Raw genomic sequence first — 22,832 nt, forward strand, 5'->3', positions numbered from 1 at the left:
CCCACTGGTCGGAGCCGCCGTACTGGAGCTGGCAGCCGTGCCGGCGGTGCAGCTCGAAGAAGTCGTTGGCCTGGAGCAACTGGTAGCTGAACTCGGTGTAGCTGATGCCGCTCTCCAGCCGCGCCTTGACGACCTCCCGGGCCAGCATCTTGTTCACCGGGAAGTGCTTGCCGACGTCCCGGAGGAACTCCACCACCGACATCTGGCCGGTCCAGTCCAGGTTGTTGACCATCTGGGCCGCGTTGTCCCCGGTGTACGTGACGAACGGCGCGAGCTGGTCCCGGATGCGCTGGACCCAGCCGGCGACGACCTCGGGCGGGTTCAGCGTCCGTTCGGCGCTCTCCTTCGGGTCACCGATCTGACCGGTGGCGCCACCGACGAGCAGGAGCGGCCGGTGCCCGGCGCGTTGGAGCCGGCGGGCCGTGACGACCTGCATGAGGTTGCCGACGTGCAGGCTGGGGGCGGTCGGGTCGAAGCCCACATAGAACGTGGCGCTCGGGCCGTCGAGCAGCGCACGCAGCTCGTCCGGGCCGGTCGAGTCCTGGATCAGGCCCCGCCACAGCAGGTCTTCGGTCAGGGAGTCCCGCCCCTGCGGGAGGTTGCTGTCGGTCACGGTCACCGATTCTCCCCCATCGCCGGTCCGGGGCCGTACCGGGTTTGCCGCGACGGCGACGACTAGGCTGGCGGCGCCGCCGAGCACGAGGAGGAACCACGGTGGAGATGCTTGACGTGACCGGAGGGTTCGCCGCCCTGCTGGGGCTGAAGTTCGACGAGGTCAGCGGCGACCGGGTGGTGGTCCGGTGGCAGGTGCGCCCGGAGCTGCAGCAGCCGTACGGGATCCTGCACGGCGGCGTCCACTGCTCGGTGGTAGAGACGGTGGCCAGCGTGGGCGGCGCGCTGTGGCTGGGTGACCGTGGCCGGGTGGTCGGGGTGTCGAACCAGACCGACTTCCTGCGCGCGGTGCGCGACGGCGAGCTGACCGGGGTCGGCACGCCGGTGCACCGGGGACGCAGCCAGCAGCTGTGGCAGGTGGAGATCACCGACGGCGACGACCGGCTGGTGTCCCGCGGACAGGTGCGGTTGCAGAACCTCACCACCGGGCAGGGCTGAGTCAGCCCGGGTAGGCGACGCGGCTGAGCTCGGGACGGGCCCGCACCAGTTCGTCCAGGCTGGACCCGAGCCGGGGTCCGAGGGTGCCGGCGTAGGTCGCGGTCAGGTGGTTGTTGTCCCGGTAGACGAGCACCCCACCGATGATCGGGGGGCAGCTCGCCGCCGGGCAGATCGCGTCGTTGAGGTTCAGCGCCACGACCCCGGGCAGGCCCGCGGCGGCGCGCTCCTGGCTGATGCTCAACGCCGCCGCGGTCTCCCGCGAGAACCCGCACTCGGTAAGCCGGTCCCGATGCAGGGAGACACACTCCGGGATGTCGAAGTTGGGTCGCGGGGTGTCCCGCAGCCCCACCACGAGGGTGCCCGGCCCGGTCGCCGACGACCACGCCTGCCGCAGCGCGTCGACCCGCGCCTGGTCGTTCTCCGCCCCGTATAGCGGCCTGCCGCCGGGGGCCAACCGGTACTCGGAGCTCGCCGTGGCCAGGACCAGGTCAGGGCGGTCCGGCCCGGTCAGCGCGGCGCGGACGTTGTCGTTCCACACCTCGCAGCTCGGGAAGGGCTGGTTCTTAACGATCACCGGGGCGGCCAGGAAGGGGCACGACGACTTGAGGTAGGTGACCAGCCGCCAGCCGCGCTCCTCGACCACCCGTCGCAGGGCGGGGAACCACTGCGCGGCGTGCGAGTCGCCGACCAACGCCACTGCGAATTCGCTGTCCCGGTCGCCGTAGACGCAGGTGCGGGCGGGCGCGTCGGTGCCGCTGACGATGCACTTGGCGCCGTAGACCTCGGCGACGTCGGCGCGGGCCGAGGCCGGCTCCGGAACGACGTGGTCCACCTGCTCCACGCCGGGCACCGCCGCCGCCGGCCCGGAGGGCAGCGCGGCGGCGCCGGGCGCGGCGGCCGTCTGGTCGGGCCGCAGCGGGGCCGGGGCGAGACCGAACTGGAAGCCGAGCGCGGCAACCACCGGCAGCACGGTGCAGACCAAGCCGAGCCGCAGGGCCCGCGCCGGCTCGCCGGCGAGCCGGGGGCTGCGCCGCACCGGGTTCTCCACGAGGCGGTACGTCAGCGCGGCCGGCACGACGGAGAGAGCGACGACCGCCATCCCCTCGACGGCGCCCAGCTCACCCAGCCGGGCCCGCGCGACCACCAGCAACGGCCAGTGCCACAGGTACAGCGAGTAGGACAGCGCGCCGACGGCCCGCAGCGGGCGCAGCCCCAACAGCGCTTCGGGGCCGGTCCGGCCGGCGGTGAAGCCACCGGCGATGATCGCGGCGGTGCCCAGGGTGGGCAGCAGGGCTGCCCAGCCGGGAAAGGCGGTCAGCGGGGTGATCACCAGGCCAGCGGTGACCACCGCCGCGAGCCCCACCCAGCCCAGCGCCGCGGCGACCGGCCGGGGCAGCCGGCCCAGCCCGGTGGCGGTCACGGCCAGGACGGCGCCGACGACCAGCTCCCACAGCCGGGTGGTGGTCACGAAGTACGCGCCGGCCGGCTCGGCGGCGGTGAGGTGCACCGACCAGAGCAGGGACGGCACCCCGATCAGGGCCAACCCCACCAGGGCCAGCGGACGCAGCGGCCGACGGCCGGCCCCCCGCCCGGCCAGGCGGGCCGCGAGCGCCCCCGCGGCGATCAACAGCAGCGGCCAGATCAGGTAGAACTGCTCCTCCACCGCGAGCGACCAGAAGTGCTGCACCGCGCTCGGCGCGTCGTCGGCGTGCAGGTAGTCGACCGCCTGGGCGGCGAGCCGCCAGTTCATCACATAGAGGCCGCTGGCGATCACGTCCCCGGCGGTGTCCCGCCAGCGCAGCGGCGGCAAGAGCAGCAGGGTCAGCAGCAGGGTGGTGAGCAGGACGACGACCACGGCCGGCAGTAGCCGCTTGGCCCGGCGGGCGTAGAAGCCGACGAGCGAGATCCGGTCGGTGCGCTCCAGTTCGGCGAGGAGCAGTCCGGTGATCAGAAACCCGGAGATGACGAAGAAGACGTCGACACCGACGAAGCCGCCGGGCAGGAAGGGCACGCCGGCGTGACCCAGCATCACCAGGAGCACCGCCAGCGCGCGGATGCCCTCGATGTCGCGGCGGAAACCGCGCTGGGGCGTACGCGCGTGGCGGTCCGGGGCCATCAGGGGTGTCCTCCGAGGTCCTGCGGCGTCCCGGCGAGGGGGATCGGCGCTGCTGCCAGGTCCGGCGGCGACTGTAACAGGGGCCCGGCGGCCGCCTCATCCGCCACGACGCCGGCGGGATCCGCCGATGCGGGGGCGGGCAGCGGCGGTACGGGCTATGGTCGCGGCGATGGGACCGCCACCCGGGCCGCCGACGTGAGGAAGCTGCTCGCCGCCACCCTGGGCGTGCTGTCGGCCATCGGCGGGTTCGTCGACATCGGCGACCTGGTGGCGGCCAGCCAGGCCGGCGCGCTGTTCGGCATGGCCCACGCCTGGGTGCTGCTGGCCGGCGTGGTGGGCATCTGCGCGTACGCCGACATGTCCGGCCGGATCGCGGCGGTGAGCGGACGGGCGGTGTTCGACCTGGTCCGGGAGCGGCTCGGGCCGCGGGTGGCGCTGCTCAACCTGGTCGCGTCGTGGCTGGTCACGGTGGTCACGCTCGCCGCGGAGCTGGGCGGGGTGGCGCTGGCGCTGCAACTGGCGAGCGGTGTGAGCCACCTGCTCTGGGTGCCGCTGGCCGCGCTGGCGGTGTGGCTGGTGCTGTGGCGGATGCGCTTCGAGCTGATGGAGCGGGTCTTCGGCCTGGCCGGGCTGGCGCTGCTGGTCTTCGCGGTGGCGCTCGTGGCGTTGCCCACCGACTGGGCGGAACTCGGACGCGGGGCGTGGCAGATCAGCTCGGCCGGGCACGGCTGGCCGCTGTACTGGTTCGTGGCGGTGGCGTTGTTCGCCTCGACGGTCAGCCCGTACGAGGTCTTCTTCTTCTCCTCCGGCGGGGTGGAGGAGCGGTGGGGCGCGGCCGACCTGGCGCGCGCCCGCTCGAACGTGCTGATCGGCTTTCCGATCGGCGGGTTCCTGGCGTTGTCGCTGATCGCGGTGGCGACGGTGGCCTACCACCCCGCCGGGGCGTCGCTGGGTTCGCTCGACGAGGTGGCCCGGCCGGTGGCGACCGCGTTGGGCGGCGCCGGCCTGGTCGCCGCCGTGCTGGCGTTCTTCGCGGTCACCTTCGGCGCGGCGCTGGAGACCGGGTTGTCGGCGGCGTACGCGGCGGCGCAGTACTTCGGGTGGCAGTGGGGCAAGCGGGTCAGTCCCCGGGAGGCGGCCCGGTTCCACAGCGTCCTGCTGGTCGGCCTGCTGCTCGCGGTGGTGATGCTGATGACGACCGTGGACCCGGTGCGGTTGACCGAGTACATGCTGGTGCTGAGCGCGGTGGTGCTGCCGCTGACCTACCTGCCGATCCTGGTGGTGGCGAACGACCGCACCTACCTGGGCGACCGGGTCAACGGGTGGTGGGCGAACCTGCTCGGCGCGGTGTTCCTGCTGCTCATCGTCGCCGCCTCGGTGGCGGCGATCCCACTGGCGATCGTGACGGGGATGGGGCGATGAGGGTCCAGCTCGCCAAGCAGTTGCTCGACCGGCAGATCGTCGACGTCGAGGGCCGGCTCGTCGGTCGGGTCGACGACGTCGCGTTCGCGGTGAACGACGAGGGCTACCCGTACGTGGACTGTCTGCTCACCGGGCAGGGGGCGCTCGGGCAGCGGGTCGGTGGCCGGATCGGGCGGCTGCTGGTGGCGGTCGCCGACCGGTTCACCGAGGATCCGCCGGTGCCGCCGCGACGCGTACCGCTGGCGAGCGTCGCCCGGGTGGACAGCGCGGTGCGGCTGCGGTGCCGGGCGGCGGAGCTGCCGCCCTCGCCGGTGGAGACGTGGCTGCGGCAGCACCTGATCGAGCGGATCCCGGGGGCGTACCGTGCGAGCGGGTGAGCTGCTCGGGCGTACCGCGTACGACCTGCACGGGCGGCGTCTGGGCCGGGTGGTGGACGTGGTGGTGCGCGGTGGCTGGCCGCCGGACCGGCTGCGGATCACCGACGTGATCGTCGCCGCTCACTGGTGGACGCGGGTGACCAGCCGGCTGATCGGGCCGGAGCTGCATCCCGCCGGGCCGTGGTTGCTGCGGGTGGTCGCCCGGCTGGTCGGGCGCAGCACCCACCAGGTGCCCGCGGACGCGGTGCGGCTGCGACCACCGGTGCCCGGCTTTCCGTTCGGTCGGCCCGCCGACCGGCGCTGAGTCGAAGCGACACCGAGGCGCGGGGCCGAAGCGACACCGAGGCGCGGGGCCGAAGCGACACCGACCCGCCGCGGGGCCCGACCGGCGCTGCCCAGGAACCGGCGCTGCCTGAGGAACCGGTGCCGGCCGGCGCTGCGCCCGGTGCGTCAGTGGCGCGCCTCGTCGAGCTGCTCGGCGGCGTCCGCCGGGTCGGCCGGGGCGGTCGGGGCGGCGTCGGCGGTCGGGGCGTCGTCGGTGCCGTCGCTGTCGGCGGTGCCGTCGCTGTCCTCGCTCGGCTCGCGACGGGGGCGGCGGCGGATGTGCACCTCGGTGATGGCCCGCTGGTCGACCTCGGCCACCGTCATCTCCCAGCCGTCGACGGTGACCTGCTCCCCCGCCACTGTCGGGATGTGTCCGAGGCAGATCAGCACCAGCCCGGCGACCGTGGTGTAGTCACCGGCCGGCCGGTTGGGCAGCTCCACCCCGAGGTCGGTGAGGTCGTGCACCGGGAAGGTGCCGGGCAGCACCAGCGAGCCGTCGGCCTCGGTGCGGACCGCACGCAGGTCCCGGTCGGTCTCGTCGTAGATCTCGCCGACGATCTCCTCGAGGATGTCCTCGAGCGTGACGATCCCGTCGACCGCGCCGCGTTCGTCGACCACCAGGGCGATGTGCTGGCGCTCGGCCTTGAACTGGCGCAGCGCGTCCACCACGGGCAGCGAGTCCGGCAGCAGCATCGGCGGGCGGGCGATCTCGTCGACCGGTCGGTCGTCCGGGACGCCGACCAGGTCACGCAGGTGGAGGACACCGACCGCGTCGTCCAGACCGCCGTGGCGGACCACGGGCGCCCGGGAGTGGCCGGTCGCCGCGAGGACGAGGCGCGCGGCGTCCGCGGTGGTGCCGCTGTCGAGCGTGAAGACCTGCAACCGGGGTACGAGGACGGCACGCAACTGCCGGTCGGCGATCTCCACGGCACCGGCGATGATCGTGCGCTGTTCCTTGGTGAAGCCGTGGTTCCCGGCCACGATGTCGCGCAGCTCGTCGGGGCCGATCTCGTCGGGCTCGTGCTTGGGGTCGAGGCCGACGAGGCGGACCACCGTGTCGCTGGTGGCGCCGAGCAACCAGACCGCCGGTCGGGTCACGCTGGCCAGGATGTCAAGCGGCCGGGCCACGACAAGCGCCCACCGCTCGGCGGACTGCATGGCGATGCGTTTGGGCGCCAGCTCGCCGAAGACGAGCGTCACGAACGTGAGCACCAGGGTCACCGCGACGATGGCGACCGTCTCGGCGGCGTTGCCGAAGATGCCGAGCAGCGGCACCAGCGGCCGGGCCAGGGAGACGGCCGCGGCGGCGGAGGCCAGGAACCCGGCGAGGGTGATGCCGATCTGAATGGTGGCCAGGAACCGGTTGGGGTCCTTGGCGAGCCGGGCGAGGGTCCGGCCGCCGCGGCTGCTGCGCTCCAGCCGTTGCAGCTGGCTGTCCCGCAGCGAGACCAGGGCCATCTCGCTGCCGGCGAAGGCCGCGTTGACGATCACCAGCACACCGACCAGGGCCAGTTGGCTCCAGTAGCTCTGCACGAGCGCTTCTCTCCCTCGGCCCGATTGACGTCGGCGATGGCCGACTCGCCGGCCGGTGGGCCCGGTCGGCGTTGCCCCACTGTGCCCCGTGGGCCCACGCCTGAATCCTGGCTCGCCCCCGCACCCGGCCGGCCCGGCTCAGGCCGGGTCGGGTAGGTCGAGCACGTACGCCCCGCCCTCCGGGCGGAAGCCGAGCCGGTGGTAGTAGGGGGCGACCATACCCGGTGGGGAGACCACGCGGCGGAAGCCCCGGTCGGTGAAGAGCCGGCTGCGCCGGTAGACGAACTCGCCCGGGGTGAAGTCACGGAACGGCGGGGTCACGTAGTCCAGGTCGATCTGGGCCACCCCGCCGGCCTCGGCGTGCGACACCATCACGCCGACCACCTCGTCGGAGCGGACCACCAGGAACGCCGAGCGGCCGGGCGCGGCCGGGTCCCACCGGAAGGTCGGGTTGAACCGGGCGATGTCGGTGGCGTGCACCCGCAGCGTGTGTGCCAGGAACGCGTCTCCGGTGCCCACCTCGACCACCTGGTAGGTCCGCTCGTCGTGTCGGGTGGCCAGCAGCTTGCGCAGGTACCACAGGTTGATCACGGTGAGCACCACGTTCAGCCCGACCATGGGCCAGACGTGCACGGCGGCGTTGTAGCCGATCAGGATCAGGCAACCGACCAGGTTGAGCGCCCGCAGCCGCAGGATGCGCGTCTGCAGCAGGGACCAGACCAGCAGCGCGGAGCCGGCCCAGCCGACGAGTTCCAGCCAGTTCACCCCGGGGAGACTAGTGGTTGCCCTGGTCAGCCGCCTCGGCGGGCAGCTCCAGCACCCACTCCTGCACCTCCGCGCCGCGGCCCGGAGCGTACCCGGAGTCCTCGCCGACCACGACGAAGCCGCACTTGCGCAGCACCGCGAGCGAGGCGGCGTTGTCCTTCGCGGCGCGGGCACGCACCGGCCGCCGCGGCAGCTCCCGCAGCAGCGCGGTGAGCCCGGCGGTGGCGTGGCCGCGGCCCCAGCGGGCCGGGTCGATCCAGTAGCTGACCTCGGTCTGCTCGTCGACCGGGAACGCCGCCACGTGGCCGACCACCTCGCCGCCGGCGACGATCGTGCGGTTGACGATGCGCTCGTCGGCGCGGATGCGCGCCCAGTGCGCGTCGAACGCCGCCCGGTCCGACGGATCCTTCGGCCCGAACGCGGCCATCCAGTTGGCCTGCGGATCCTGCTCGTGGGCGAAGAACACGGGCAGGTCGTCGTCGCGTACCGGACGGAGTTCCACCTCGGGGGTCATGGCCGGGAAGGATACGTGGGCCCACCGACACGATCGGGACCTCCGGCCCGTCAGGTGTCCCGTCCGGCCCTGCCGCCACGGCCGGCCGCGCCGGTACGAAGGAGGAGGAACGACGCAGTCGAGGAGGCCGGACCATGGCGAAGTACGTCTACGACTTCATCGAGGGTGACCGGAGCCGGGCCGACCTGCTCGGCGGCAAGGGCGCCAACCTGGCGGAGATGACCCGGCTCGGCCTGCCGGTGCCGCCGGGGTTCACGGTGACCACCGACGCGTGCCGCGCCTACCTGGCCACCGGCGCGCCCCCGGACGGGCTGTACGAGGAGATCAACGCGCACCTGCGCCAGGTCGAGACGCGGCTGGACCGGCGGCTCGGCGACCCGGCCGACCCGCTGCTGCTGGCGGTCCGGTCCGGCGGGCGGTACTCGATGCCGGGGATGATGGAGACGATCCTCGACATCGGGCTCAACGACTCCACGGTGACCGGGCTCGCCGCCCACGCCGGCGACGAGCGGTTCGCCTGGGATTCGTACCGGCGGTTGATCCAGATGTTCGGCCGCACGGTGCACGGCATTCCGGGTGAGGAGTTCGAGCACGAGTTGGCCGCGGTGCGGGCCACCGCCGGGCCGGGCGGGCCGAGCGCGGCGCAACTGCGCGACCTGGTCGACACGTACAAGAAGATCTTTGTCCGGCACGTCGGGCAGGAGTTCCCGCAGGCCCCGCACGAGCAGCTCTTCCTGGCCGTGCGCGCGGTGTTCTCCTCGTGGCACTCGGAGCGGGCGCGGGTCTACCGCCACCAGGAACACATCCCGGACGACCTGGGCACCGCGGTCAACGTGATGGTCATGGTCTTCGGCAACCTCGGCCGGGACTCCGGCACCGGAGTGGCGTTCACCCGCGACCCGGCCACCGGCGCGCCCGGCGTGTACGGCGACTACCTGACCGACGCGCAGGGCGAGGACGTGGTGGCCGGCATCCGCAACACGGTGCCGCTGGCCGAGCTGGAACGGCTGGACCCGGCGAGCTTCCACCGGCTCCGGCAGATCATGGCGACGCTGGAGCGGCACTACCGCGACCTGTGCGACGTCGAGTTCACCATCGAACGGGGCCGGCTGTGGATGTTGCAGACCCGGGTCGGCAAGCGGACCGCCGCCGCCGCGTTCGTGATCGCCGCGCAACTCGCCGAGGAGGGGGTGATCACGGCCGACGAGGCGCTGACCCGGGTCACCGGGGCGCAGCTCGCCCAGCTCATGTTCCCCGCCTTCGACGCCGCCGACGCGCCCGCGCCGCTCGTCGTGGGGGTGGGGGCGTCGCCGGGCGCCGCGGTGGGACGGGTGGTCTTCGACTCCGCCGCCGCGGCGGCGGCCGGCGGGCCGGTGGTTCTGGTCCGCCCGGAAACCAACCCGGACGACCTGCCCGGCATGATCGCCGCGGCCGGGGTGCTCACCTCGCGGGGCGGGAAGACGTCGCACGCGGCGGTGGTGGCCCGGGGCATGGGCCGGGCCTGCGTGTGCGGGGCGGAGGCGCTGCGGATCGACGTCGAGCGCGGCGAGTTCACCGTCGGCGACCGGGTGGTGCGGGCCGGCGAGGTGATCTCGATCGACGGGACCAGCGGGCGGATCTGGCTCGGCGAGGTGCCGGTGCGGCCCTCACCGGTGGCCCGCTACCTGGCCGGCGAGCTGAACCCCGAAGCCGATCCGCTGGTCGCCGCCGTGCACCGGCTCCTCGGACACGCCGACGCGGTGCGGACGCTGGGCGTGCGGGCCAACGCGGACACCCCGGAGGACGCCCGCCGCGCCCGCCGGCTCGGCGCCGCCGGGATCGGGCTGTGCCGCACCGAGCACATGTTCCTCGGCGAGCGCCGGGAGCTGGTCGAGCGGCTGATCCTGGCCGAGGGTCCGGCGGACGTCACGGCGGCCCTGGACGCGCTGCTGCCGTTGCAGCGGGCCGACTTCGTCGGGCTGCTGGCCGCGATGGACGGGCTGCCGGTCACCGTCCGGCTGCTCGACCCGCCGCTGCACGAGTTCCTGCCCCCGCTGGCGGAGCTGACCGCCCGGGTGGTCCGCGCGCAGGCGCGCGGGGAGGATCCGGGCCGGGACGCCACGCTGCTGGCCGCGGTGCGCCGGATGCACGAGACCAACCCGATGCTGGGGCTGCGCGGCGTGCGGCTCGGGCTGATGGTGCCGGGTCTGTTCGCGATGCAGGTGCGGGCGCTGGCCGAGGCGGCCGTGCAGCGGGTCCGGGCCGGCGGCGACCCGCGCCCGGAGATCATGGTGCCGCTCGTCGGGGACGTACGGGAACTCGCCGCGGTGGCCGACGAGGCGCGGCGCGTGCTCGCCGAGGTGGACGGCGCGCCGGAGATCCCGATCGGCACCATGATCGAGACGCCGCGGGCCGCGCTGACCGCCGGGGAGATCGCCGCGGAGGCCCGGTTCATCTCCCTCGGCACCAACGACCTGACGCAGACCACCTGGGCGTTCTCCCGCGACGACGTGGAGGGCTCGTTCTTCCCCACGTACCTGGCCCGGGGGATCTTCGGCGTGTCCCCGTTCGAGAGCGTCGACGTCGCCGGGGTCGGCCGGCTGGTCCGGCTCGCCGTCGCCGAGGGGCGGGCGGCCCGGCCGGAGCTGACCGTCGGGGTCTGCGGCGAGCACGGCGGCGACCCCGACTCGATCGCGTTCTTCGCCGCGGCCGGACTCGACTACGTCTCCTGCTCGCCGTACCGGGTGCCGGTGGCGCGCCTGGCCGCCGGCCGGACCGCGGTCGAGGCCGGCGCCGACGCATCCGACTCCCGTTAGGAGGGCAGCACCATGACCGCCATCTTCAACCCGACCGGGCTGAACACCGTACCCCCGGTCCCCCGCCCGGCGACGCCGGCCGACGACCCGACGCCCGCCCCGGCGGTCCCCGGGCCGGTGGGGCCGGTGCTGGAGCTGCCCGGCGCGGCGCTGGTCCCGGTCACCCACGCCGGTCGCCCGGTGGGCGCGTTCGTCCTGGCCGACGGCAGGGTCCGCTACCGCCGGGTGGTCGACCCGGACCGGTTCGTCGCGGCGGCCACCGGCGCGTTCGCGGTGGCCGCGCTCACCGCCGCCGTGGCGGTGTGGTCGCGCCGCCGCCCACCGGCGGTGCACACGGTCACCATGGGCCCGGGCGGCTGGCTGAGCATGCGTGGCCTGCCGGCCTCCCGCCCCGACCACCGTCCCTGGTGGGCGCGCCTCCTGCACGCCCATCCCCTCCCCCGCTGACCCCTGACAGGAGCGATCATGAGCGGCAACCAGCGCACCGTGGAACCGTGGCGGGGCTTCCGGGACGGGCCGTGGCGCGACACCGTCGACGTGGCGGACTTCGTCCGCCGCAACCACGAGCCCTACGCCGGGGACGCGTCGTTCCTCACCGGGCCGACCGAGCGCACGCTCGCGGTCTGGGACCGGCTCCGGGCGATGTTCCCGGAGGAGCGGCGCCGCGGCGTGTACGACGTGGACGCCGCCACCCCGTCCGCCATCACCTCGCACGGCCCCGGCTACGTCGACCGGGAGCGGGAGCTGATCGTCGGGTTGCAGACCGACGCGCCGCTGCGTCGGGCGATCATGCCGGCCGGTGGGCTGCGCATGGTGGAGACCGCGCTGCGGGCGTACGGGCGCGAACCCGACCCGCGGGTGCACGAGATCTTCACCAGGTACCGCCGGACCCACAACGACGCGGTCTTCGACGCGTACCCGTCGGGCGTGCTGGCCGCCCGACGCTCGCACGTCATCACCGGGCTGCCCGACGCGTACGGGCGAGGCCGGATCATCGGCGACTACCGGCGGGTGGCGCTCTACGGGGTGGACCGGCTGGTCGAGGAGCGCCACGCCCACAAGGCGGCGCTGGACGGCCGGCGCAGCACCGACGACGTGATCCGGGACCGCGAGGAACTGGCCGAGCAGATCCGCGCGCTCGGCGAGCTGAAGGAGATGGCCGCCGGGTACGGCTTCGACATCTCCCGCCCGGCGGCCACCGGCCAGCAGGCGATCCAGTGGCTCTACTTCGCCTACCTGGCCGCGACGAAGGAGCAGAACGGCGCCGCCATGTCGCTCGGCCGCACCGCCGGCTTCGTCGACGCCTACCTGCGGCGGGACATCGCCGAGGGCCGGCTGGACGAGCGCGGCGCGCAGGAGCTCGTCGACGACTTCGTGATCAAGCTGCGGATCATCCGGTTCCTCCGCACCCCCGAGTACGACCAGCTCTTCTCCGGCGACCCGACCTGGGTCACCGAGGCGCTCGGCGGGATGGGCGCGGACGGCCGGCCGCTCGTCACCCGCACCACGTTCCGCTACCTGCAGACCCTCTACAACCTCGGCCCGGCACCGGAACCCAACCTGACCGTGCTCTGGTCGCCCCGGCTGCCGGCGGGGTTCAAGCGGTTCTGCGCCCAGGTGTCGCTGGACACCAGCGCCATCCAGTACGAGAACGACGAGCTGATCCGTCCCGCGTACGACGACGACACCGCGATCGCCTGCTGCGTCTCGGCCATGCGGGTGGGGCGGGACATGCAGTTCTTCGGCGCCCGCGCGAACCTGGCCAAGGCGCTGCTCTACGCGATCAACGGTGGCCGGGACGAGCTGACCGGCGAGCAGGTCGCGCCGCCGACCACGCCGGTCGGCGGCGAGACGCTCGACCACGACGAGGTCCTCGCGGCGTACGACCGGACGCTGGACTGGCTCGCCGAGACGTACGTGGACGCGCTGAACGTGATCCACCACCAGCACGACAGGTACGCGTACGAACGGCTGGAGATGGCGCTGCACGACCACCCGGTGCGCCGGTTCATGGCCACCGGCATCGCCGGCCTCTCGGTCGCCGTGGACAGCCTCTCGGCCATCCGGCACGGCCGGGTCAAGGTGCTGCGCGACGCCACCGGGCTGGCCGTCGACTACGCGGTCGAGGGCGAGTTCCCCACGTACGGCAACGACGACGACCGGGCCGACGAGATCGCCGTGTGGTTGGTCGAGACGTTCGCGGCGAAGCTGCGTCGCCAGCACACCTACCGGGACGCCGAACTGACCATGTCGGTGCTCACGATCACCTCGAACGTGGTCTACGGCCGGCACACCGGCAACACCCCGGACGGGCGGCGGGCCGGTGAGCCGTTCGCGCCCGGGGCCAACCCGATGAACGGCCGGGACACCCACGGCCTGGTCGCCTCGGCGCTGTCGGTAGCGAAGCTGCCGTACGACGCGGCCCGCGACGGCATCTCGCTGACCGGCACGGTCACCCCGGACGGCCTGGGGCACACCCGCGCCGAGCGGATCGCCAACCTGGCCGGGGTGCTCGACGGCTACACCGACGCCGGCGGGTTCCACCTCAACGTCAACGTCCTGGACCGGGCCACGCTGCTCGACGCGATGGCCCACCCGGAGCGGTACCCGCAGCTCACCGTCCGGGTCTCCGGGTACGCGGTGAACTTCGTCCGGCTCACGCCGGAGCAGCAGCGGGACGTGGTGTCCCGGACGTTCCACGGGTCGCTGTGACCGGCCGGCCCCCGGCGGCGCCGGTGTCGGCGCCGCCGGTCCTCCACGGGGCGGTGCACTCCTGGGACACGTCGGTCGGGGTGGACGGGCCCGGCACGCGCTTCGTCGTGTTCCTCGCCGGCTGCCCGCTGCGCTGCCGGTACTGCCACAGCCCGGACACCTGGTACGGGCGCAGCGGCCGGCGGCGCACGGTGGACGAGATGGTCGCCCTGGTCGCGCGGTACCGCCGGTTCGTCCAGGTGGCCGGCGGGGGCGTCACGATCAGCGGCGGCGAGCCGCTGCTCCAGCCGGCGTTCACCGGGGCGCTGCTGCGCCGCTGCCGGGCGCTCGGCCTGCACACCGCGTTGGACACCTCCGGGTTCCTCGGCGACCGCGCCGACGACGCGCTGCTGGACGCCACCGACCTGGTGCTGCTGGACGTGAAGGCGGGCAGCCCGGCGACGTACCGCCGGGTCACCGGCACCGGCCGGCTCGCGCCGACGCTGCGGTTCGCCCGCCGACTGGCCGACCGGGGTACGCCGATGTGGATCCGGTACGTGCTGGTGCCCGGGCTGACCGACGCGGTCGACGAGGTGGCCCGGGTGGCGGACGTGGCCGCCGGGCTGGCCGGCGTGCAGCGCGTCGAGGTGCTGCCGTTCCACCGCCTCGGCGCGCACAAGTACGCCGAGCTGGGCCTGGCCTTCCCCCTCGCGGGCACCGCGCCGCCCGATGCGGAGTTGCTGGCCCGGGTACGCGGGCAGTTCGCCGCCCGTGGCCTGACCGTCACCTGATCCGGTTCGTACCGCACCAGCAGGAGGAGCATGTCGATCGCACGGTCGCGCCGCCGCCCCCGCCCGGCCTGTCCGGGCCCGTTGGTCGTCCGCCGCCGGACCGACCCGGATCAGCTCGCCACGGACCCGGAATAGCCGTACAGGTCCAGCAGCCGGACCCGGGACGCCTGGAGGCGGTCCACCACCACGCTCATGAACCGTTCGGTGAGCTGCCGGCCCAGCGTGTCGTCGGACTCCATCAGCCGGCGCACCCCCGCCGCGTCGAACTCGACCGCCGTGCCGCGCCGGGTGGCCACCGCCCCGAACTGCCAGCGGTAGGGCGGGAAGAGCCAGGACCAGCCGAGCACCCCACCCGCGCCGATCGTCTCGATGCCCACGTCACCGCGACCGGGCACCGGGAAGTCCAACGCCACCTGGCCGCTGCGGACCAGCCAGAACCGCTCGGCCGGCTGCCCGGCCCGGAACAACCGGTGCCCGGGATGCCAGGCCACCGGGCGGGCGTGACCGGTGAGCCGAGGCAGCCACCCGTCGGGCAGCCCGGCCAGGAACGGATGCACGCGCAGCATCTCCAGCGGGGTCATGACGCCTCCACGATCGACAGCGGCGAACCGTGGTTCCATCCCACCCGTTCGCGTGCCGGCGCGGCAGGGCCGATGGTCCCGTACCGGGTGCGTGGCGGCGCGGTCGATCGGGATGGGGGGCGGCCACAATGGCGGGAACCGACCGGAGGGGACACACCGATGAACCGACCCGTCGTGGCGGGGGTGGACGGATCACCGTCCAGCCTGGCCGCCGCCGACCAGGCCGCCGCCGCCGCGGTGGCACGCTCCCGGCCGCTGCTGCTGGTGCACGGCTACCTGCACCCGCTCGGGTACGGCGTGCCGCTCAACCCGTACGACGTCGGGGTGCCGGCGCCCACCGCGGAGGCGGAGAAGATGCTCGAACGGGTGGCTGCCGACCTGGCCGACCGGCACCCGGGGCTGCGGGTGGAGGTCCGCCAGGTCGCCGGTGGTCCGGGCGCGGCCCTGGTGGAGGAGTCGCGCCGGGCCGAGCTGGTGGTGGTGGGCAGCCGGGGCGTGGGCGGCTTCACCGGGCTGCTGCTCGGCTCGGTGGGCGGGCAGCTCGCGCAGCACGGGCACTGCCCGGTGCTCGTCGTCCGCCCCGCGGAACAGCCGATCCCCGTGGGCGGTCCGGTGCTGGTCGGGGTGGACGGCTCCGAGTCCGCCGGGTACGCCGTCGAGCTGGCCGCGGACGAGGCCGACCGCCGGGACGCCGAGCTGGTGCTGGTGCACGTCGCCGCGCCGGAGCGCGGTGCGGCGGTGCCGGAGGCCGCAGCGAGTGTTCCCGACCGGGCCGAGGCCGCCGAGCTGCTGGGTGAGGCCGCCGACCGGGTCCGGACGGCGCACCCGGGGCTGCGGGTGACCGAGCGCACCATGGTCGACGCCTCGCCGGAGACGGCGCTGCGGGACGCGAGCGGGGAGGCGTCGTTGGTGGTGGTTGGTTCCCGGGGACGGGGCGGCTTCGCCGGGCTGCTGCTCGGCTCGGTCAGCCAGGCCCTGGTGCAGCACGCCCACTGCCCGGTGCTTGTCGCCCACCCACCGTCGCCGACCGGCGACTGACGCCGGTCGGGTCAGGCCGGGTCGCGGCCGGCGAGCAGGTCGGCGAAGTCGGTGATGAGGGCGAATGGGTCGGCCGGGCCGGTCGCCGGGGGCCGGCGGTCCACCTGCTCGGCCAGCTCGGCCGCCGCACGGCGGATGCGGGCCCGCAGCGCGCTGTCGCCGTCGTCGCCGGCCCAGTCCTCGGGCGCGGCGAAGACCGCCGTCGGCAGCGTCACCGCCCGCAGGTACGTGAACATCGGCCGGACCGCGTGTTCCAGCGCCAGCGAGTGCCGGGCGGTGCCGCCGGTGGCCCCGAGCAGCACCGGCGTGCCGGCCAGCGCGTCGGCGTCCACCACGTCGAAGAAGGACTTGAACAACCCGTTGTAGGACGCGTTGAAGATCGGCGTCACCGCGATCAGCCCGTCCGCCGCCGCGATCACGTCGAGGGTCTGTCGCAGCGCGCCCGGCGCGAAGCCGGTGAGCAGATGGTTGACCACGTCGTGGGCGTGCTCGCGCAGCTCCACCGGGCGCAGCTCCACGTCCGCGCCGCGGCCGGCCAACTCGTCGCGGGCAGCCGCGGCGAGCTGGTCGGCGAGCAGCCGGGTGGACGAGGGCTGGCCGAGACCGGCCGAGACAACCGCGAGGGTACGCCGGGTCATCGCCCCTCCCCCGCGGTCGCGGCGGCGTCGACGGTGGTCGTCACGGCGTCGCGGGCGGCCAGGAGGCTGGCGTGGGTGGGCGCCTCGGGCACGTGCGCCGGACGCATCGAGTCGAACTCCTTGCGCAACACCGGGACCACCTCCTCACCCAGCAGGTCGAGCTGCTCCAGCACGGTCTTCAGCGGCAGGCCGGCGTGGTCCATCAGGAAGAGCTGCCGCTGGTAGTCGCCGACGTACTCGCGGAAGCCGAGCGTGCGGTCGATGACCTGCTGCGGGCTGCCGACGGTCAGCGGCGTCTCCCGGGTGAACTCCTCAAGCGACGGGCCGTGCCCGTAGACCGGGGCGTTGTCGAAGTACGGCCGGAACTCCCGTACCGCGTCCTGCGAGTTGCGGCGCATGAAGACCTGCCCGCCGAGGCCGACGATGGCCTGGTCGGGCGTGCCGTGGCCGTAGTGCGCCCAGCGCTGGCGGTAGAGGCCGACCATCCGCTGGGTGTGCTCCTTGGGCCAGAAGATGTGGTTGGCGAAGAAGCCGTCGCCGTAGTAGGCGGCCTGCTCGGCGATCTCCGGGCTGCGAATCGAGCCGTGCCAGACGAACGGCGGTACGCCGTCGAGCGGGCGCGGGGTCGAGGTGAACGACTGCAACGGCGTGCGGAACTTACCCTTCCAGTCGACTACGTCCTCCCGCCACAGCCGGTGCAGCAGGTCGTAGTTCTCGATGGCGAGCGGGATGCCGTTGCGGATGTCCTGCCCGAACCACGGGTAGACCGGGCCGGTGTTGCCGCGACCCATCATCAGATCCACCCGGCCGTCGGCCAGGTGCTGGAGCATCGCGTAGTCCTCGGCGATCTTGACCGGGTCGTTCGTGGTGATCAGCGTGGTCGAGGTCGACAGGAGCAGCCGTTCGGTGCGCGCGGCGATCCAGCCGAGCATGGTGGTCGGCGACGACGGCACGAACGGCGGGTTGTGGTGCTCGCCGGTGGCGAAGACGTCCAGGCCGACCTCTTCGGCCTTGAGCGCGATGGCGGTCATGGCCTTGATCCGGTCACGCTCGGACGGCAGCCGCCCGGTGGTCGGGTCGACGGTGACGTCACCGACGGTGAAGATTCCGAACTGCATGACCAGCTCCTCGGGTGAGAGCCGGACCGGTCGGCCCGGCATCGCACCGCACAACCTATTTGACGAGTCAACTATTCCGCTGCCCGGGGCAGACACCCGACCTCCAGCTCGGAGAAATAGCGACATCGGGCACCTCGCAATGCCACCACCTCGGCGTAGTGGAGTCGATCAAGCCGACGCTGGGAACACATCGGGCCCCCGGATACGCTTGCCGGCCATGACGTCGTACCCCTGGCTCGACGCGCCGGCCGCGGAGATCGCAGCCACCGCGCGGACCCTGCTCGGTTGGACCGTGTCGGCGAACGGCGTCCGCGTCCGGCTCACCGAGGTCGAGGCGTACGCCGGCACCGGGGCGGATCCGGCCTCGCACGCCCACCGTGGGCCGACGCCGCGCAACCGGGTCATGTTCGGGCCGGCCGGGCACGTCTACGTGTACTTCGTGTTCGGCATGCACTGGTGCGCGAACATCGTCTGCGGGCGCGACGGCGAGGCGGCGGCCGTGCTGCTGCGCGCCGGCGCCGTGGTGGACGGGATCGAGACCGCCCGCGAGCGCCGTCCCCGCGCGAGCGACCGGGATCTCGGGCGCGGGCCGGCCCGGCTGGTCACCGCGCTCGGCCTCGGCCGGGACGCGAACGGCACCTCGGCGGTCGACGGCACCGGACCGCTGCTCCTGGCCGCGCCGGAGAGCCCGGTCGACCCGGCGCGGATCACCGCCGGCCCCCGGGTCGGTGTCGCCGCCGCGCACGACCTGCCCTGGCGGTTCTGGTTGATCGACGAGCCGAGCGTGAGCGCCTACCGCCGGCACACCCCGCGCCGCCGCCAACCGGCGGCCCGGTAGCGGCCCACCACCGCGCCTCACCCCTCCTCGCACTGATCATGAAGTTGGCGGCATCAAAAGAGATCAACATCGCCGCCAACTTCATGATCACCTTTCTCTAGCGATCGTGAGCGGGTTGTGCGGTTGGGTGCTACGGGTGGCGGGGAGGCTGCGCCTGGTCACTTGTCGAAGCCGTCCACGCAGCCAGTTCGCCCGACCCCACCTGGCCGGGCGGCCGGCCGAGCAGATGATCATGTGCCCCGACCGGCAGGTGGCGCTCCGAAGCGTCAAGCGTGCGCGCGGCAGTGGCGAAGCGATCTCAGCAACCCCTGCGTGCTCCTGGTGCGTCTCACTCACGGGAGAGCACGGGGTTACGCACGAATGGCTTTCAACAGGGTGTTGACAACAGGCCATTCTCGGGTGTGGGATTGACGGCATGGTCACCGTGGACAACGACCCGTTCACCGCTCCGGATGCTGCCCAGGCCCGGGCCCACCGCAACTACGCGGCGCTGCTGCGGATCGCCGAGCGGCACGCCGGCACCAACTCCCGGCGTCGGCGCTACGCGCACCCCGACGTGCCCGACGCCTACGAGGCGGCCACGCTGGTGATGGCCCTCGCCGGCGGGGCCGAACTGGACGCGGGCGAGGAACCTGTCGACCAGGCCGACCTGATGGCCGCGCTGACCCTGATCCCGCACGTGCGGGCGGAGGTGGACGTGTTGGAGGCCGGGCTGCTCCAGGTGGCCCGCAGCCGAGGCATGACCTGGCAGGCGATCGCGTTCGGGCTGGGGCTGGGCAGCGCACAGGCGGCCCGGCAGCGCTACGAGCGGCTCACCGTGCGCACCGGCACCGGCGACTGACCGGGCCGACGAACTGTCACAGCCGCGGGTGAGACTGTGCCGGACGAGGGCACGGGAGGACGCGATGACGCGCGACGAGATGCTTGCCTACTGCCTGGCCAAACCGGGCGCCTGGCTGGACCGGCCGTGGGAGGCCGACGAGGTGGCGAAGGTGGGCAGCCGGATCTTCGCCTTCCTCGGCGCTCCCGACGGCGAGGCCCGGATCTGGGTCAAGTGCGGCCCGTCACGCGAGGTGGCCGACGAGTGGCTGCACCGGTTCCCGGACGACGCCCGCCCCTCCCCCTACATCGGCCGGTCCGGCTGGAACGCGCTGCGCCTGACCGGCGGCATCCCGGACGACGACCTGATCGACGCGGTGGACGGGTCGTACGACGCGGTGGTGGCCAAGCTGCCGAAGCGGGAGCGGCCGACGGGCTGAGGTTCCGATCCGGCCCGGGCCGGGCGGCGAACCGGGGCGCGCGACTCTATCCTCGTTCCGTGCCGTACGCCGACCTCACCTTCGCGCAATGGAACGACCTGCCCGACGACGCGGCTCGCCGGGTCGCGGCAGGAATCGCGGACCGGCACGGCCTCACCCCGCTGGGCCTGGAGGTAAGGGCCTACGTGGGGCGTTCGCACCGGGTGGCCCGGTTCGACCGCGATGGAATGCGGTTCGCTCTCGTCCCCGGCGGGCGGCCGACGCTCGGTTACGACGGGTCGCGCTTCCGGCCCGACTCCGGCCAGTCGGCCGACTACGCCGAGAGCGCCGACGAGTACGGCCTGCCGCCGCTGAACGAGTTCGTCGACGCGATGACGACGCCGGAACGGGTAACGGAGCTGCCCGCGATGCTGGTGGCGGTGGACGCGTACGACCCCTGCCAGATCCTGCTGGAGCCGGACGACCCCCGGGTCCGCGAACTGGTCGCCACGGTCGAGCCAGGCATCGGCGGGAGGAGGACCTTCGAACCCGACGGCGGGCTGCACGTCGAGTTCGACCGGGCCGGGCGGGTGACTCGGGCCCGGCTGACACGGCAGGTCTCCTACGACGAGGCGATGGCCGGGATCGAGAGCCTCGGCCTGCGGACGGCCACACCGGACGAGTGGGAGTGGGCGTGCGGGGCCGGCGCGGCGACGTTGTTCCGCTGGGGCGACGACCACCCCGTTGACGCCTATCCGTCCAGTCTCCGGGTCGGGCCGCACCGGGAAGAGAATCTGTGGGGCCTGGCAATCGGGCAGGATCCCTACCGGCAGGAGGCGACGACCGAGCCGACGGTGGTGTGCGGCGGCGACGGTGGGGGTGCCACGTGCGGCGGCAGCGGCTTCTTCCTGGGCTGGCTTACCCTCGCGACCGCCTACCGGGACGACGACTTCGGCCGCTGGTTCGCCTCGGACGACGGGTACGCCGACGAGATCCTCACCCGGCCGGTCATCGAGCTGAGCTGACCGGCCGATCCGGCTGGCGGAGGCGGGCGCCCGAACGGCGGGGTGCGCTGCCGTGCCAGAATCCCGAGCCGTGTCCCACCCACCCTTACAGCCGTACCCGCCCACGCCCGGCGGGGGCACGCCTCTCGTCGCGTACCCCGTCCGATCGCGCCAGCTGCCGATGACGGCGTTGGCCATCCATCAACCAGGCACGCGGCCAGGGCAGCATCAGCGGGTCGGCCGAGTCATAACCGAATTCGTGGAGCTGTTCACCGACATGAAATTAAAGCAGCACTGAACCGCAAGTACGGGATGCGGCCGATCAGTTCATGGAGAACGCGACGACGACTGTCACCTGAGCGCGTACGAAGCTTGTCCGGGGCGGGCGGCGGGCACCCGCCCCGGACACGGTGTACTCAACGGGGAACGACCTGCTCGGCGGCCCAGTCCCGCCAACCGGCCAGCTTGTCCGCGGCGGCGGCGAGCTGGTCGGCGACCGGCCCGGGGCCGGTGGAGCCGGGGGTGATGCGCGCGGCCAGGGCCGAGCGCACCGACAGCACGTCGCGCACCGACGGGTCCAGGTGCTCGCTCACCGCGGCCAAGTCGGCGTCGGAGACCTCGTCCAGCTCGCACTCCCGGGCCGCGCAGAGCGCCACCAGCTTGCCGGTGATCTCGTGTGCGTCGCGGAACGGCACGTGCCGGCGGACCAGCCAGTCGGCGACCTCGGTGGCGAGGGAGAAGCCCGACGGGGCGGTGGCCGCGAGCCGGTCCACCCGGACCGTCATCGTGGAGATCATCCCGGCCAGCGCGGGGAGCAGCAGCTCAAGCGTGTCGACCGCGTCGAACGCCGGCTCCTTGTCCTCCTGCATGTCCCGGTCGTAGGTCATCGGCAGGCCCTTGAGCATGGTGAGCACGCTCATCAGGCCGCCGACCAGCCGGCCGGACTTGCCGCGGGCCAGCTCGGCGATGTCCGCGTTCTTCTTCTGCGGCATAATCGACGAGCCGGTGGCGAACGAGTCGTCGAGCTCGACCCAGCCGAACTCCTGCGACGTCCAGAGAACCACCTCCTCGCCGAGGCGGGACAGGTGCACGCCGGTCATCGCGGTGACGAAGAGGAACTCGGCCACGAAGTCTCGGTCGGCCACCGCGTCCATCGAGTTGGCGAACGAGGTGCGGAAGCCCAGCTCCTTGGCGACCGCCACCGGGTCCAGCGGCAGCCCCGAGCCGGCCAGCGCGCCGGCGCCGAGCGGGCTGATCGCGGTCCGCTCGTCCCAGTCGCGCAGCCGCTCCAGGTCGCGCAGCAGCGGCTGCACGTGGGCGAGCAGCCAGTGCCCGAACGTCACCGGCTGGGCGTGTTGCAGGTGGGTCATGCCCGGCGCGGCGGTGTCCACGTGCCGCTCCGCCTGCTCGACGAGCGCCTCGGCCAGCTCGACCAGCCGGGCGGCCACCCCGCGGGCGTGGTCGCGCAGATAGAGCCGCAGGTCGGTGGCGACCTGGTCGTTGCGGGAGCGGCCGGCGCGCAGCTTGCCGCCGAGGCTGCCCAGGCGTTCCAGCAGGCCGCGCTCCAGGGCGGTGTGCACGTCCTCGTCGTCGATGGTGGGACGGAACGCCCCGGAGGCGCAGGCGGCCTCCAGGTCGTCCAGCGCGGCCAGCATCCGCCCGAGTTCGTCCGGGTCGAGCAGGCCGGCGCCGGCGAGGACCCGGGCGTGCGCCCGGGAGCCGGCGATATCGTACGGGGCGAGGCGCCAGTCGAACTGGACGCTCACCGACAGCCGCGCGAGCGCCTCGGCGGGACCGCCGGCGAACCGGCCTCCCCAGAGGCTCGTCCGGTTGGTGGCGGCGCTGTTCTCGGTCAGGCTCTTGTCGTCCACCCCACCCATTGTGGTGGTCACGGCCGCACCTCCTGCCACCGGGCGTACCGTCCGACGCCGTCGACCCG

General features: G+C 73.6%; 22 protein-coding genes (1 of these 22 running past the window's edge). 13 read left to right on the forward strand and 9 right to left on the reverse strand.

What is annotated here, in order from left to right; translation table 11 throughout:
• Positions 1 to 613, reverse strand: the 5' portion of a protein-coding gene (tyrS, locus tag O7602_RS17200; RefSeq protein WP_281590358.1) for a tyrosine--tRNA ligase. It extends 671 nt beyond the left edge of the window; only the first 613 of its 1,284 coding nucleotides appear in the window; the start codon lies at positions 611 to 613; its stop codon lies beyond the left edge, outside the window.
• Positions 614 to 720: 107 nt separating this feature from the next.
• Here tyrS and O7602_RS17205 point away from each other — a divergent pair, with 107 nt between their 5' ends.
• The gene (locus O7602_RS17205; protein ID WP_281590360.1) at positions 721 to 1,110 is read left to right on the forward strand and encodes a PaaI family thioesterase; all 390 of its coding nucleotides are present in this window, start codon (positions 721 to 723) and stop codon (positions 1,108 to 1,110) included.
• A 1-nt stretch (position 1,111) separates the two neighbouring features.
• Here O7602_RS17205 and O7602_RS17210 read toward each other — a convergent pair whose 3' ends face one another.
• Positions 1,112 to 3,226 carry an acyltransferase family protein gene (locus O7602_RS17210; RefSeq protein WP_281583656.1) on the reverse strand — a complete coding sequence of 705 codons (2,115 nt, stop codon included), beginning with the start codon at positions 3,224 to 3,226 and terminating at the stop codon, positions 1,112 to 1,114.
• Between the two features lie 195 nt (positions 3,227 to 3,421).
• Between O7602_RS17210 and O7602_RS17215 the strand changes: the two genes are divergently transcribed.
• From O7602_RS17215 to O7602_RS17225, 3 genes are read left to right on the forward strand one after another with little or no spacing between them, the layout of a single operon-like run.
• Positions 3,422 to 4,648, forward strand: coding sequence for a divalent metal cation transporter (locus O7602_RS17215; protein ID WP_281583657.1), 1,227 nt, complete (start codon positions 3,422 to 3,424; stop codon positions 4,646 to 4,648).
• Positions 4,645 to 5,025, forward strand: a complete 381-nt coding sequence (locus tag O7602_RS17220) for a hypothetical protein (protein WP_281583658.1) — start codon at positions 4,645 to 4,647, stop codon at positions 5,023 to 5,025. The genes O7602_RS17215 and O7602_RS17220 overlap by 4 nt, the downstream gene beginning before the upstream one ends.
• A complete protein-coding gene (locus O7602_RS17225; RefSeq protein WP_281583659.1) occupies positions 5,012 to 5,329 on the forward strand; it encodes a PRC-barrel domain containing protein in 318 nt (105 codons plus the stop codon). Before O7602_RS17220 ends, O7602_RS17225 begins: the two co-directional genes overlap by 14 nt.
• Before the next feature lie 146 nt (positions 5,330 to 5,475).
• On the opposite strand, the gene O7602_RS17230 is transcribed toward O7602_RS17225, so the two are convergent.
• The 3 genes from O7602_RS17230 to O7602_RS17240 form a co-directional block, all read right to left on the reverse strand.
• A complete protein-coding gene (locus O7602_RS17230) occupies positions 5,476 to 6,882 on the reverse strand; it encodes a hemolysin family protein (RefSeq protein ID WP_281583660.1) in 1,407 nt (468 codons plus the stop codon).
• A gap of 138 nt (positions 6,883 to 7,020) precedes the next feature.
• Positions 7,021 to 7,647 carry a hypothetical protein gene (locus tag O7602_RS17235; RefSeq protein ID WP_281583661.1) on the reverse strand — a complete coding sequence of 209 codons (627 nt, stop codon included), beginning with the start codon at positions 7,645 to 7,647 and terminating at the stop codon, positions 7,021 to 7,023.
• A 10-nt stretch (positions 7,648 to 7,657) separates the two neighbouring features.
• Entirely contained in the window at positions 7,658 to 8,161 is a 504-nt protein-coding gene (locus tag O7602_RS17240) for a GNAT family N-acetyltransferase (protein WP_281583662.1), read from the reverse strand.
• A gap of 134 nt (positions 8,162 to 8,295) precedes the next feature.
• Here O7602_RS17240 and ppdK point away from each other — a divergent pair, with 134 nt between their 5' ends.
• Genes ppdK through pflA form a run of 4 tightly spaced genes read left to right on the forward strand, consistent with a single transcriptional unit; the run spans position 8,296 to position 14,438 of the window.
• Positions 8,296 to 10,956 (forward strand): pyruvate, phosphate dikinase, encoded by a 2,661-nt coding sequence (gene ppdK, locus O7602_RS17245; protein ID WP_281583663.1) that lies wholly within the window; start codon positions 8,296 to 8,298, stop codon positions 10,954 to 10,956.
• Between the two features lie 12 nt (positions 10,957 to 10,968).
• Complete coding sequence (locus O7602_RS17250) at positions 10,969 to 11,403, forward strand: hypothetical protein (RefSeq protein ID WP_281583664.1); 435 nt, start codon at positions 10,969 to 10,971, stop codon at positions 11,401 to 11,403.
• A gap of 18 nt (positions 11,404 to 11,421) precedes the next feature.
• A complete protein-coding gene (pflB, locus tag O7602_RS17255) occupies positions 11,422 to 13,668 on the forward strand; it encodes a formate C-acetyltransferase (protein WP_281583665.1) in 2,247 nt (748 codons plus the stop codon).
• Positions 13,665 to 14,438, forward strand: a complete 774-nt coding sequence (pflA, locus tag O7602_RS17260) for a pyruvate formate-lyase-activating protein (protein ID WP_281583666.1) — start codon at positions 13,665 to 13,667, stop codon at positions 14,436 to 14,438. The genes pflB and pflA overlap by 4 nt, the downstream gene beginning before the upstream one ends.
• A gap of 110 nt (positions 14,439 to 14,548) precedes the next feature.
• Here the strand turns inward: pflA and O7602_RS17265 are convergent, their stop codons facing one another.
• A complete protein-coding gene (locus O7602_RS17265; protein WP_281583667.1) occupies positions 14,549 to 15,019 on the reverse strand; it encodes a cyclic nucleotide-binding domain-containing protein in 471 nt (156 codons plus the stop codon).
• A 159-nt stretch (positions 15,020 to 15,178) separates the two neighbouring features.
• Between O7602_RS17265 and O7602_RS17270 the strand changes: the two genes are divergently transcribed.
• Entirely contained in the window at positions 15,179 to 16,057 is an 879-nt protein-coding gene (locus O7602_RS17270) for a universal stress protein (RefSeq protein ID WP_281583668.1), read from the forward strand.
• Positions 16,058 to 16,068: 11 nt separating this feature from the next.
• Here the strand turns inward: O7602_RS17270 and O7602_RS17275 are convergent, their stop codons facing one another.
• Positions 16,069 to 16,695 carry a CE1759 family FMN reductase gene (locus tag O7602_RS17275; protein ID WP_281583669.1) on the reverse strand — a complete coding sequence of 209 codons (627 nt, stop codon included), beginning with the start codon at positions 16,693 to 16,695 and terminating at the stop codon, positions 16,069 to 16,071.
• Positions 16,692 to 17,813, reverse strand: a complete 1,122-nt coding sequence (locus tag O7602_RS17280) for an LLM class flavin-dependent oxidoreductase (RefSeq protein ID WP_281583670.1) — start codon at positions 17,811 to 17,813, stop codon at positions 16,692 to 16,694. The genes O7602_RS17275 and O7602_RS17280 overlap by 4 nt, the downstream gene beginning before the upstream one ends.
• Positions 17,814 to 18,030: 217 nt before the next feature.
• On the opposite strand from O7602_RS17280, the gene O7602_RS17285 reads away from it, so the two are divergent.
• From O7602_RS17285 to O7602_RS17300, 4 genes are all read left to right on the forward strand, one after another.
• Positions 18,031 to 18,651: a DNA-3-methyladenine glycosylase gene (locus O7602_RS17285; RefSeq protein WP_281583671.1), complete on the forward strand. Its 621-nt coding sequence runs from the start codon at positions 18,031 to 18,033 to the stop codon at positions 18,649 to 18,651.
• A gap of 415 nt (positions 18,652 to 19,066) precedes the next feature.
• Positions 19,067 to 19,492 carry a DNA-binding protein gene (locus O7602_RS17290; protein WP_281583672.1) on the forward strand — a complete coding sequence of 142 codons (426 nt, stop codon included), beginning with the start codon at positions 19,067 to 19,069 and terminating at the stop codon, positions 19,490 to 19,492.
• 64 nt (positions 19,493 to 19,556) lie between these two features.
• Positions 19,557 to 19,910, forward strand: a complete 354-nt coding sequence (locus O7602_RS17295) for an MmcQ/YjbR family DNA-binding protein (RefSeq protein ID WP_281583673.1) — start codon at positions 19,557 to 19,559, stop codon at positions 19,908 to 19,910.
• 59 nt (positions 19,911 to 19,969) lie between these two features.
• A complete protein-coding gene (locus tag O7602_RS17300) occupies positions 19,970 to 20,914 on the forward strand; it encodes a hypothetical protein (protein ID WP_281583674.1) in 945 nt (314 codons plus the stop codon).
• Positions 20,915 to 21,309: 395 nt separating this feature from the next.
• Here O7602_RS17300 and argH read toward each other — a convergent pair whose 3' ends face one another.
• A complete protein-coding gene (argH, locus tag O7602_RS17305) occupies positions 21,310 to 22,773 on the reverse strand; it encodes an argininosuccinate lyase (RefSeq protein ID WP_281590362.1) in 1,464 nt (487 codons plus the stop codon).
• Positions 22,774 to 22,832: the final 59 nt, after the last annotated feature.

It is taken from the genome of Micromonospora sp. WMMD1128, assembly GCF_027497235.1.
Lineage (GTDB): Bacteria > Actinomycetota > Actinomycetes > Mycobacteriales > Micromonosporaceae > Micromonospora.